This is a genomic window from Tenacibaculum sp. 190524A05c, assembly GCF_964036595.1.
Lineage (GTDB): Bacteria > Bacteroidota > Bacteroidia > Flavobacteriales > Flavobacteriaceae > Polaribacter > Polaribacter platacis.
The window spans coordinates 3,430,225-3,442,149 of sequence record NZ_OZ038523.1 but is presented as its reverse complement, the minus strand read 5'-3'; the positions used below and the strand labels follow the sequence as shown (position 1 = coordinate 3,442,149).

Annotated in this window: 11 protein-coding genes; all 11 read right to left on the bottom strand. The window is 32.6% G+C overall.

All coding sequences use genetic code 11. The features are described from left to right. Positions 1–762: a uroporphyrinogen-III C-methyltransferase gene (gene cobA, locus ABNT61_RS15345; protein WP_348743848.1), complete on the bottom strand. Its 762-nt coding sequence runs from the start codon at positions 760–762 to the stop codon at positions 1–3. Between the two features lie 12 nt (positions 763–774). Continuing rightward, positions 775–2,877, bottom strand: a complete 2,103-nt coding sequence (locus ABNT61_RS15340; protein ID WP_348743847.1) for a HEPN domain-containing protein — start codon at positions 2,875–2,877, stop codon at positions 775–777. An 11-nt stretch (positions 2,878–2,888) separates the two neighbouring features. Further along, positions 2,889–3,236 carry a 4Fe-4S dicluster domain-containing protein gene (locus ABNT61_RS15335; protein ID WP_348709921.1) on the bottom strand — a complete coding sequence of 116 codons (348 nt, stop codon included), beginning with the start codon at positions 3,234–3,236 and terminating at the stop codon, positions 2,889–2,891. A 7-nt stretch (positions 3,237–3,243) separates the two neighbouring features. After that, positions 3,244–4,491, bottom strand: a complete 1,248-nt coding sequence (locus ABNT61_RS15330) for a sulfate adenylyltransferase subunit 1 (protein WP_348743846.1) — start codon at positions 4,489–4,491, stop codon at positions 3,244–3,246. 101 nt (positions 4,492–4,592) lie between these two features. Then, positions 4,593–5,498, bottom strand: a complete 906-nt coding sequence (gene cysD, locus ABNT61_RS15325; RefSeq protein WP_348722760.1) for a sulfate adenylyltransferase subunit CysD — start codon at positions 5,496–5,498, stop codon at positions 4,593–4,595. 11 nt (positions 5,499–5,509) lie between these two features. After that, positions 5,510–6,133, bottom strand: coding sequence for a phosphoadenosine phosphosulfate reductase family protein (locus ABNT61_RS15320; RefSeq protein WP_348740772.1), 624 nt, complete (start codon positions 6,131–6,133; stop codon positions 5,510–5,512). Beyond that, positions 6,130–6,384 carry a DUF2061 domain-containing protein gene (locus tag ABNT61_RS15315; protein WP_348711326.1) on the bottom strand — a complete coding sequence of 85 codons (255 nt, stop codon included), beginning with the start codon at positions 6,382–6,384 and terminating at the stop codon, positions 6,130–6,132. Before ABNT61_RS15315 ends, ABNT61_RS15320 begins: the two co-directional genes overlap by 4 nt. A 121-nt stretch (positions 6,385–6,505) precedes the next feature. Further along, positions 6,506–6,913, bottom strand: coding sequence for an Rrf2 family transcriptional regulator (locus ABNT61_RS15310; RefSeq protein WP_348743845.1), 408 nt, complete (start codon positions 6,911–6,913; stop codon positions 6,506–6,508). Positions 6,914–6,941: 28 nt separating this feature from the next. Then, a complete protein-coding gene (locus ABNT61_RS15305) occupies positions 6,942–8,108 on the bottom strand; it encodes a trans-sulfuration enzyme family protein (RefSeq protein ID WP_348743844.1) in 1,167 nt (388 codons plus the stop codon). Further along, positions 8,105–8,527: an OsmC family protein gene (locus ABNT61_RS15300; RefSeq protein WP_348722765.1), complete on the bottom strand. Its 423-nt coding sequence runs from the start codon at positions 8,525–8,527 to the stop codon at positions 8,105–8,107. The genes ABNT61_RS15305 and ABNT61_RS15300 overlap by 4 nt, the downstream gene beginning before the upstream one ends. Before the next feature lie 4 nt (positions 8,528–8,531). Continuing rightward, positions 8,532–11,921 (bottom strand): bifunctional aspartate kinase/homoserine dehydrogenase I, encoded by a 3,390-nt coding sequence (thrA, locus tag ABNT61_RS15295; RefSeq protein ID WP_348743843.1) that lies wholly within the window; start codon positions 11,919–11,921, stop codon positions 8,532–8,534. Positions 11,922–11,925 lie beyond the last annotated feature (4 nt).

The following is an 11,925-nucleotide window of genomic DNA, read 5'->3' as shown; positions in this document are numbered from 1 at the left end:
TTATTCAGATTTTACTAAAACCTCTTGTTGTATTTCTAGTATTTTATTTCTGTGTTTTACAACGTCACCAAGGATTATTATAGCTGGATTGCTTAACTGCTTTTCTTCGACAATAGCTTCAATAGTATCCACAGTTCCTATTCCAATTTTCTCTCTTGTTGTTGTTCCATCTTGAATTATTGCTACTGGTAATTCATTTTTACCTTCTGCTTGAAAAAGTTGTACAATTTGAGATAACTTTCCCATTCCCATTAAAATTACCACCGTAGCACTTGATTTTGCAGCCAAAGCCACATCATCAGACAATTTGTGATGTTTTGTAGTTCCCGTAATTACCCAAAAACTTTCAGAACTCCCTCTTTTAGTTAAAGGAATATTTTGATATGCAGGAACTGCAAGTGATGATGAAATACCAGGAACCATAGCCACTTGTAAACCATTTTCAGCAGCATACTCCATTTCTTCTGCTCCTCTACCAAATACAAATGGATCTCCTCCTTTTAATCTTACCACATGACCATGGGATTTACCTCTTGCAACAATTAACTCATTTATTTGTTCTTGCTGATAACGATAACATCCTCTTCTTTTTCCTACGAAAATCAATTCGGCATTTGGATTTACATGATCTAATAAATCAGGATTTACTAATGCATCATATAAAACTACATTAGCCTCATTTAATGTTTTTATCGCTTTAATTGTGATCAAATCTGCATCTCCAGGACCAGCTCCAACTATGGTTAATTTAGGTGTAATCATGACGGTAAAATTTTAATTTTCCACTACTAATTTTCTAAATGTATCTATTTTTTGATAAAAACCTTTTGTCTGATTTAAATAATTGTAAGCAAACTCTTTAGAAGGCTTATTTTTATTAATTTGATAAATTAGAGCAGGGAAATTTTCGGATAATTCAATCCTATTTGTAGCTACAAATGTCTCTTGAAAATTATTAATAATTCCATCATGAGTATTCGTTTTAACTCCTTCAGAAGTTAATAATGCTTTCGCTGTATTTACAAAAGCTGAATATGCATAATAAATACTATCTGACCATTGTCCATTTTCAAAAGCTTCGGTAGCATTATCTAATTTTTCCTCACTTTCAAATAATAATGTTGCTACTAAATCAATTACTACACCTGCGCATTCTCCAACACCAATTGCTTTTACATAATTTTTATCATGTCCCCAATCGATAAAGTCGTCTTCAACTAAATTTGTGGTATCTGAAAGGTGCTTTAATAAGTCATAGAAATAAGTCTTTCCTTGTCTATCATAATAGTTCAAAAATGATTCTTCAACGTTCTTATTTGTGTCAAAATCATTCAATAACAGACGTAATGATTCTGGACCTCTTTTACTCGGAACTTTAATCAACTTATCTGAAAAACGACCTTCACCATTTCCTAGAACTCCACCACCCAATAAAACTTGTAATGCTGGTGCAACTAAATTTCCAGATTTAATTGACATTCCTTGGAAACCAATATGAGCCATATTGTGTTGTCCACAAGCATTCATACATCCGCTAATTTTAATGGTAACATCTTTATTGCTGATGTATTGAGGATATTCTGCTTTCAATACTCTTTCCAATTCTACTGCGATTCCTGTACTACTTGAAATTCCTAAATTACAAGTATCTGTTCCAGGACATGCAGTGATATCTGCAATGCTATCATAACCTGCTTCTGCAAATCCTAACTTTTGTAATTCTGTATAGAAAAAAGGTAAAAACTCCTCTCTAACATGGCGAATCAAGATATTTTGACGCAATGTAAACCTCAATTCATTTGCTGCATATTGTTTTATCAGATCTGCCAACTTTCTAGCCTTATCAGTATAAAAATCACCTAAGTGTACTTTAATACCCACTGCAAATAATCCTTCTTGTTTTTGTTTAATTACGTTTGTAGATTTCCATAATTCAAAATCCTGTTGATTATCTATTTGAACAGTTGGAACTTCTGTTGATTCAAAAGTAATTTCACTTTCAAAATCTGATGTATCAATTGGATAAGATTGATATGCTAATGCTCTTTTCTCATTTTCAACTAAAGTTAAAAATCCGTCTAAGCCTAAATCTTTAACCAAGAATTTCAAACGTGCCTTTGCTCTTTTTGAACGTTCACCAAAACGATCAAAAACTCTTAATACACCTTCAATAGTTGGTATTAACAAATCTGTTTCTAAGAATTCATACATTACATCTGCATGTCTTGGCTGAGAACCTAATCCTCCTGCTAACAACACCTTAAACCCTTTAACTTCTGTATCTCCAATCTTTTTAGTTTTTGCAATAAAACCTAAATCGTGCATAAAACTTAAAGCCGTATCATCATCAGTAGAAGAGAATGACATCTTAAACTTTCTACCCATTTCTTGACAAATAGGATTTCTCAAGAAAAACTGAAATGTAGCATGTGCATAGGGAGTAATATCAAAAGGTTCATTAGGATCTATTCCTGCAGTTTCAGATGCTGTAACATTTCTAACTGCATTACCACAAGCTTCACGTAATGTAATATCATCCTTTTCTAATTGCGCCCATAATTCAGGAGTTCTATCTAAACTCACATAATGGATTTGAATATCTTGACGTGTGGTAATATGTAATCTACCCCTAGAATATTCATCAGAAACATCAGCAATTCTATGCAATTGTTCACTCGTAACTTTACCATATGGTATTTTAATACGAACCATTTGCACACCTAGCTGTCTTTGTCCGTAAACACCGCGTGCTAAACGAAGACTTCTAAATCGTTCTTCATCAACTTGACCTTCTTTAAACAGGCGGATTTTTCTTTCCAATTCTAGAATATCTTTTTCTACAAGTGGATTCTCTATTTCGCTTCTAAAACTTTGCATGATTTTATGGTTTACTTATGCAAAAACTGTTGCTTTTTTAATAATTCTTCTTCGGTTTCAACATGATCTTCATCTGGAACACAGCAATCAACAGGACAAACCGCTGCGCACTGTGGTTCTTCATGAAATCCTTTACACTCTGTACATTTATCTGGTACTATGAAATAATATTCATCAGAAATTGGCTCTTGTTCATCATCCGCATTTAGCTTCACTCCATTTAAAAGCTCAATATCTCCTTCTAAGGACGTTCCTTGACTATATTTCCAGTCTTCGGCTCCTTCGTAAATCGCTGTATTTGGGCATTCAGGTTCACATGCCCCACAATTGATGCACTCGTCTGTAATAATAATTGCCATGATTTTTTTAGTTTATAAAACCTACTCCGGATGTATTATTGGTTTTTGGATCAATTAGAATAAAAGCTCCATTCGATTTATTCTCTTTATAACTATCAACAAGTAATGGTTTACTTAACTTTAGTTGAACTTTACCTATTTCATTTAAGGACAATTTTGAAGGGTTTTCATCCTTTCCTGAAAAATCGGTATGTATTATATTTTCTAGACTCGTAATCTTTACTTGAGCATCATTTACACCATGTTTTATATAGTATTTATCTGAAGCTTGTAAAGGTGATTTATCCATCCAACAAATAGTCGCTTCTAACTGTTTTGTGATTTGAGGTTCTTCTCCTGCCTTCACAATCATGTCTCCTCTGCTCACATTAACATCATCTTCAAGAGTAAGTGTAAATGAACTTCCTCCTTTTACTTCATTAAATTCTTGATCGAAAAAATTGATACTTTTTATGGTAGATTCAATGGCTGATGGTAGCACAGTTACTTTATCTCCAACAGCTAAATTCCCTCCGTATAATTTTCCTGCATATCCTCTATAATCATGAAACTCATCTGTTTTTGGTCTAATTACAGATTGTACAGGAAAACGAGCTTGAGCATCATCTTCTTTCTCTTCAAGGTTTAGTCCTTCCAAATATTCTAGTAAACTTTTACCCGAGTACCAATCTATATTCGAAGAAGGATTCACAACATTATCACCATTTAAAGCAGAAATTGGAATGAATGTTATTTTTTGATTTTTATAATCACTCTTTTCAGCTAGATATTCAATTTCTCCTTTAATTTGATTGAACTTTTCTTCTGAATAATCAACCAAATCCATTTTATTTACTGCGACTACAACTTCCTTAACTTGCAATAAATTATTGATAAAGAAATGACGATACGTTTGCTCTACAACTCCGTTTCTAGCATCTACTAAAATGATAGAAGCTTTAGAATTCGAAGCACCCGTCACCATGTTTCTTGTATACTCAATATGACCAGGAGTATCTGCAATGATAAAACTAGTTTTTGCCGTTGAAAAATATATATGAGCTACATCAATAGTAATTCCTTGTTCTCTTTCAGCAACCAAACCATCTGTAGCTAGAGAAAAGTCTAAATAGTCAAATCCGCGTTGTCTACTTTTTTCTTCAATTGCTTGTAGCTTATCTTCTGTTAATGAATTTGTGTCGTACAAAATTCTTCCAATCAATGTACTTTTCCCATCATCTACACTACCCGCTGTTGCTATTTTAAGTACGTTCATTTTGTATTGTATTTAGAGAGCCGAGACTGCAAGTTCGTTAATAAATAATCCCCAAAATATTTTCCCCTACAGTCTGTTTGCTCCTTTAATTATTGTTTTGATTAAAAATATCCTTGCTGTTTTCTTTTTTCCATTGCTGCCTCAGATCGCTTGTCGTCAATTCTTGCACCTCGTTCTGAAATTCTTGAGGCTCTGATTTCTTCAACAACTCTATCGATGTTACTCGCATCTGATATCACAGCAGCCGTACAGCTCATATCTCCAACTGTTCTAAAACGAACAGTACGCTCTTCAATTAGTTCATCTTCATCTCTATACACAACCTCATCATTCGCAGACCAGATTAATCCATCACGTACAAATGTTTCACGTTTATGAGCGAAGTAAATTGATGGAATTTCAATTGCTTCTTTCTGAATGTATGTCCACACATCTAACTCTGTCCAGTTTGAAATTGGAAATACACGAACATTTTGACCTAAATCGATTCTTCCATTCAACATGTCGAATAATTCTGGACGTTGATTTTTCTCATCCCATTGTCCGAAATCGTCTCTTACAGAAAAAATTCTTTCTTTCGCTCTTGCCTTTTCTTCATCTCTTCTTGCTCCTCCAATACAAGCATCGAATCCGAACTCTTCAATAGCATCCAATAAAGTTTCTGTTTGCAAAATATTTCTACTTGAATATTTTCCAGTTTCTTCCTTTACCTTACCAGCATCGATATTATCCTGTACATTTCTAACAATTAATTCCACACCTAATTCTTTAACCAATCTATCCCTGAATTCAATTGTCTCAGGGAAATTATGTCCTGTATCTATGTGTAATAATGGAAAAGGTATTTTTGCTGGGTAAAATGCTTTTTGTGCCAATCGAACTAGCGTGATACTGTCTTTTCCTCCTGAAAATAACAACACTGGTTTTTCAAACTGCGCTACTACTTCACGAAGAATATATATTGCTTCACTTTCTAATGCTCCTACACTTAATATATTTGTACTCATTACGCTATTTTTTAAATATGTAAACCACATTCTCTATTGTTTTCAACCTTTGTAGGATCGAAATATTTAAACTCATTTGGTAAGTTATACTTTTCAAGATATGCATCCAATTCTTCATCTGAGAAATTGTAAAACGGACTAACTTTGATAATACCGTCTTTACTTACAGATACAATATCTATACTATCTCTAAACGCTGTTTGACCTTTTCTCAAATTTGTAAACCAAACATCTGGTTGGTGTTCATTCATTGCTCTTTTAAAAGGCTCTAATTTTACTTGTTCCGTAAAAATTGCATGATTCGGATCATCAATAGTTGGTAATCCCAACACGACATCTCTATGAGCACTCGTTTGCTTTGGAACGTATAAATGAACATTCAACTGTAAATTATGAATCAGTTCCTCAGCATGCTTATATGTTTGAGGCGTGTTGTAACCTGTATCACACCAAACCACAGGAATATCTTTGTTTTGAGAAACTACGAGATGTAAAATCGCACTTTCATAAGGTCTAAAATTTGTAGTGATAACCGGATTTTTAGCAACACTCAAACTCCATTTTATGATTTCCTCTGGAGACTTTCCTTCCAGTTGTTTATTGATTTCTACTATATCTATTTTTTCTAAACTCATCTTTTACCCCATTTAATGGTATTCCAAACTCTTTCGTGAAAAAAGTATAATATCATTTTTGTTATTAATTCAATCGCTCCTATTGATAAGGCCGTATCTATTTTTCCTGTAATGATCCAAGAAATTAATACCGTATCTAAAGTTCCTACAGCACGCCAGCTTATGGACTTTACGATACTTCTGATAGGTTTCTCGGAATCCTTATCTTCTTTATAATTCGTTTTACTTTCTAGTACTTGCTCTACAATCATTTTATTAAAATACATTTACCCTATCGGGTTAGTAGGTTTTAATATTCAACAAATATACATTCCTAAATTTAATATCAAAATTAAAGTTCAAAAATTAACACTATGATAATATTTGTAAAATCTATACTAAGTCTGCAAGTGTTGTATTTCTTAGGATATCAAGGGTGTTATCACGAACTTGAATCATTAATTTATGAACAGAACATTTGTCTTCATCTGGACAATCAGCACACTTTTCATAAAAATTTAGACTCACACAAGGAACCATTGCAATGGGACCTTCAAGTGTTCTAATCACTTTTGTCATTTTAATTTCGGAAGCTTCTTGTAATAAATAATATCCGCCTCCTTTTCCTTTTTTGGCTCCTAAAACGCCTGCTTTTCTTAAGGTAAGTAAGATACTTTCTAAAAATTTATGTGATATATTTTCACTTTCAGATATTGTAGCTATCTGAACCTTAACTCCTTTTTCTTGCCTAGCAATAAAAGTGAGTGCTTTTATACCATATTTTGTCTTTTTAGAAAGCATATTACAAATATATACTTTCTTCTTTTAATTAATTATTCAAAGCTTGGTTTAAATCTTCAATTACATCATCTACAAATTCCAACCCTACCGAACATCGAACTAAACCATCTGTAATTCCTACTTCTAATCGATCTTCTGTACTCAATTTACTATGAGTTGTAGATGAAGGATGTGTAACAATTGTTCTACTATCTCCTAAATTGGCGGATAACGAACATAACTTAATTCGGTCTAAAAACCTTCTCCCTGCTTCTACTCCGCCTTTAATTTCGAATGCCACAATATTACCTCCTAAACGCATTTGTTTTTTCGCAACCTCATATTGCGGATGAGATTTCAAAAACGGGTATTTTACAAAATTCACTTCTGGATGATTCTCTAAAAACTGAGCAACTTTTAATGCATTTTCACAATGTTTATCTGCTCTAACTGCTAAAGTTTCTAAACTTTTAGAAAGTACCCAAGCGTTAAATGGAGACATTGCAGGTCCAGTATTTCTAGAAAACAAATAGATTTCTCTAACCAAATCAGCTTTTCCCACTGTAACTCCACCTAAAACACGACCTTGACCATCAATTAACTTAGTTGCCGAATGAATTACCAAATCAGCACCAAACTTAATAGGATTTTGAAGGTATGGTGTAGCAAAACAATTATCGACAACCAATAACAAATTGTGCTTTTTTGCAATAGATGATAATAACTCTAAATCTAAAACATCAACAGCAGGATTTGTTGGTGATTCTGCATATAATATTCTTGTATTCGGTTGAATTAATGATTCTACTTTATCTACTTCATTTACCTTGAAATAACTCGTTTCAATATTCCATTTTGGTAAATATTTTGTGAACAAACTATGAGTAGATCCAAACACAGAACGAGAAGAAACAATATGATCTCCTGAATTTAACAACGCTGCAAAAGTTGAGAACACCGCAGACATTCCTGTTGCAAAAGCATAACCAGCCTCTGCTCCTTCCATAGCAACAATTTTATCTACAAACTCAGTCATATTTGGGTTTGAAAAGCGGCTATATAGATTACGTTGTTTTTCTTCCGCAAAGGAAGCTCTCATATCTTCGGCATCATCAAAAATAAAACTCGATGTTAAATATAATGGCGTTGAATGCTCAGAAAACTGAGATCTTTCTGTTTGAATTCTTACCGCTTGTGTTTCGAAATTCTGGCTCATATTTCCTCCTTATTTAAAACTACTTTATACTTAATCTTGGCAGTTTGTTCTATAATTTTTGCTACTGAACAATACTTCTCTAATGCTAGATTTGTTGCTTTTTTTACTTTGTTACTACTTATTTCACCATCGAAACTGTAAGTAATTGTAATTTCTTTAAAGATTGATGGGATTTGGTCTTCTTCTCTAGAAGCATCAATTGAAACATTATACTCAAAATCAAAAACCTTTTGTTTGTTTAAAATCTTTACCACATCAATACTACTACAACTTGCTAAACTCACTAACATCAATTCCATCGGACGAATCGCATTTACTTGAGTATGATCTACAGTTTGTCCGACTAGTAATGAATAACCAGTTTGGTTTTTAGCTTCAAAAACTAAATGTTTGTTATAATTAGATAATTCAATATTCATTTTATTATTTTTTGGTTAATCTTAAAATATCTCCGAAAACACCTCTTGCTGTAACTTCTGCTCCTGCTCCTGCACCTTGAATAACAATCGGTTGGTCTCCATAAGATTCTGTGTATATTTCAAATATGGCATCTGATCCTTTTAAACTTCCTAAAGGAGTATTTTCTGCTACAGAAACTAGTTTTACATCTAAATTTCCTTTAGTTTGTTGAAGGTCTCCATGTAAATCTCCTATATATCGTAATACATGATTTTCTTCCTGACCATCTTTAATTTTATTGAAATGATCATTTAGTTTATCGCAATTATCAATAAACTCAGATGCACTTGAATCTCTGAACTCTTCTGGAATTAAATTCTCAATATGGATGTCTTCAAATTCGTTTTCTAAATCGAGTTCTCTCGCTAAAATCAAAAGTTTCCTTGCAACATCATTACCACATAAATCTTCTCTAGGATCCGGTTCTGTATATCCATTCTCTATTGCTTCTTTCAGTACAGTTGCAAATGGAACGTTTTCTTCTGAATATTTATTGAAAATAAAACTTAGAGAACCAGAGAACACACCTCTAATTCGGGTAATATTTTCTCCAGAATCATGTAATAATTTAATTGTATCGATTAAAGGTAATCCCGCCCCAACGTTAGTTTCATAGAGATATGTTTTCTTGTTATTCTCTAAAACTTGCCTTAGTTTTTTATAAAAAGAATGAGAAACGGTATTCGCTATTTTGTTCGATGAAACTAAATCGAACCCATTTTCAACTAATGGAATATAGTTCTCTATAAAATCTTGATTCGCAGTATTATCAACAGCAATTAAATTTTCTAAATGATGAGCTTTTGCAAAATCAATAACCTCATCAACAGAACTTTCAATCGTACTTTCATTTAATTCCGTTTGCCAATTATCATCTATTCCGTGTTGAGAAAGTAATACTTTTTTAGAATTTGCAACTGCGAAAATATTCAGTTGAATTTTTCTTCTATCTAAAATTGCAGGCGTACTTTTTATGATTTGTTCAATTAACGTTCCTCCTACTAATCCTTTACCAAAAACAGCAATATTAATTTTTTTAGCTACTCCGAATATTTGTCCGTGTATTACATTTACAGCTTTATGAAGTTCTTCTTTCTTTACAACTAAACTTACATTTTTGCCAGTAATGGTATTGTTGAATAATAACGGAACTATTTGATTCTGAATAAGCGCATTGTATGGTAAATGAAACTCACTTAAATCCTGACCAATTATTGAAATTACTGCTACATCATTTACAATACTAATATGATTTACATCTTTAGTTTGCAAGTCATACTCAAACTCATGCTTCAATGCTTTAACAGCCAATTCCGCTTTTTCTTTGTCAACTACCAATCCAATTCCTCTTTCAGAGGATCCTTGAGAAATAATACTCACGCTAATATCATGACTTCCTAAAGATTTAAATATCCTTGCATCAACACCAACTTTTCCTAACAAACCTCTTCCTTCAAAATTTAATAAGGCTACATTATCTAAAACAGAAATTGATTTGATTCCTTTTGCTGATGACTTTGCAGTTATTAAAGTTCCTTCATCTTTTTGATTGAATGTATTTAAGATTCTTAAATTGATATTCTTCTCAATTAAAGGAATGATAGTTTTTGCATGTAAAATATTCGCACCAAAATTTGCTAATTCATTCGCTTCAGAAAATGATAATTCTTCTATCTTCTTTGCATCTGAAACCAAATCAGGATTCGCAGTGAATATTCCATCTACATGTGTATAGTTTTGTAATTCATCTGCGTCTAAATAATTTGCTAATAATGATGCTGTATAATTACTTCCATTTCGACCTAAAGTTGTTGTTTCATTCTTTAAGTTAGAACCTATAAACCCAGAAACTACGTTTACTGTTGTACCATTATGCTTTTTATAATAGTTGACAATATTTTCTTTAGAAACTCCTTCTATAGGTTGTGCATTTCCAAAACTCTCGTCTGTTTTTAATAATAGACGAGCATCGGTAGCATTAGCATTTATACCTCTCTGTTGTAATAACTCGGTTACCGTTTTTATGGCAATTAATTCACCTTGAGCTAATACTTCATCTTTTACTTTTGTACTAAAATCTTCCAACAAGCTAACCCCTTCTAGCAACTTCTCTAGTTTATTAAACTCTGCACTAAAATCTAATAACGGAGTAATTTGTCTTTGACTTAATTTAAACGCCTCTAATTGTTCTTGATATACTTCACTTGAAGAAGCTTTCTGTAATATTGATTCTAATTCATTAGTAGCGTTTCCTCTTGCAGAAACCACTACTGTAATTCTATCACCACTATCAATCTTACTTTCAATAATATCTATGACTTTTGATATTCCTTCGTTTGATAATGACTTCCCTCCAAACTTTAAAACCTTCATTTTTTTAGTCTTTTCGTTCTCGTTAAATATTGGTGTAAATATGTTTTCTAACTGATCGTATTCGATTAAAAACGCATCATGCCCGTGTACCGAATTAATCTCATTATACGTTACATTAGCATTGTTCTGGGCTAATTCTTTAAACGTTTCTCTATTCTCTTCTGCGGTAAAAAACAAGTCAGAATCTACTCCTATGATGTGAATTTCAGCATTGATATTTAAAAGCTTATCCTCATCATTATTTCCATTCGTAACATCAATCGTTTTCAATAATTGATTCATCAATTTATAAGAAGCTAACTGATATCTTTCTTGTAATTTTTTTCCGTGATGCAACAACCAACTTTCTACATTAAACAAAGTTGATTCCTCATTTTTACTTCGATGAAAACGTTGCTTAAATGACTCAGGAGTTCTGTAACACAACATTGCATGCATTCTAGCATCATGTACTGGATTATTTGAATTTGTTAGAAATAATTCTTGAATTTGACAATTCGCAATTAACCAATCTGTAGATTTCCAATCTGTCGCAATCGGAATTAAATGCTTGGTAATATTTGGATGCAAAACTGCCATTTCCCAAGCAATTCCACCTCCAAGTGACCCTCCAACTAAAGCGAACAATTGCTCAACTCCTAACTCTTTTAATCCTAAAAGGAAAATTTTTGCAATATCTCTAGCAACAAAACTTTTATAATCGTCGATTAAAAAATCATCGTAACCATTTCCTGGAATATTAAAACAAAGAATAGAATATGAATTGATATCAATAACTTTATCGACTCCAATAATATCTTTCCACCATCCAGAATCTCCAGCAACATTGCTATTTCCTGTTAGCGCATGATTTACTAGAATTACCGGTGCAGTACCCAATTCTCTTCCAAATAATTGATAACTTAATCGTATATCAGAGAACTGAGTACCACTCTCAGTAACATAACTAAGAATATTTATATGAGATAAATTGTTTTTCACCGTA

Bases quoted from the DNA above. Each gene is read 5' to 3' on its own strand.
- cobA (WP_348743848.1), bottom strand. From the start codon at position 762: ATGATTACACCTAAATTAACCATAGTTGGAGCTGGTCCTGGAGATGCA.
- ABNT61_RS15340 (WP_348743847.1), bottom strand. From the start codon at position 2,877: ATGCAAAGTTTTAGAAGCGAAATAGAGAATCCACTTGTAGAAAAAGAT.
- ABNT61_RS15335 (WP_348709921.1), bottom strand. From the start codon at position 3,236: ATGGCAATTATTATTACAGACGAGTGCATCAATTGTGGGGCATGTGAA.
- ABNT61_RS15330 (WP_348743846.1), bottom strand. From the start codon at position 4,491: ATGAACGTACTTAAAATAGCAACAGCGGGTAGTGTAGATGATGGGAAA.
- cysD (WP_348722760.1), bottom strand. From the start codon at position 5,498: ATGAGTACAAATATATTAAGTGTAGGAGCATTAGAAAGTGAAGCAATA.
- ABNT61_RS15320 (WP_348740772.1), bottom strand. From the start codon at position 6,133: ATGAGTTTAGAAAAAATAGATATAGTAGAAATCAATAAACAACTGGAA.
- ABNT61_RS15315 (WP_348711326.1), bottom strand. From the start codon at position 6,384: ATGATTGTAGAGCAAGTACTAGAAAGTAAAACGAATTATAAAGAAGAT.
- ABNT61_RS15310 (WP_348743845.1), bottom strand. From the start codon at position 6,913: ATGCTTTCTAAAAAGACAAAATATGGTATAAAAGCACTCACTTTTATT.
- ABNT61_RS15305 (WP_348743844.1), bottom strand. From the start codon at position 8,108: ATGAGCCAGAATTTCGAAACACAAGCGGTAAGAATTCAAACAGAAAGA.
- ABNT61_RS15300 (WP_348722765.1), bottom strand. From the start codon at position 8,527: ATGAATATTGAATTATCTAATTATAACAAACATTTAGTTTTTGAAGCT.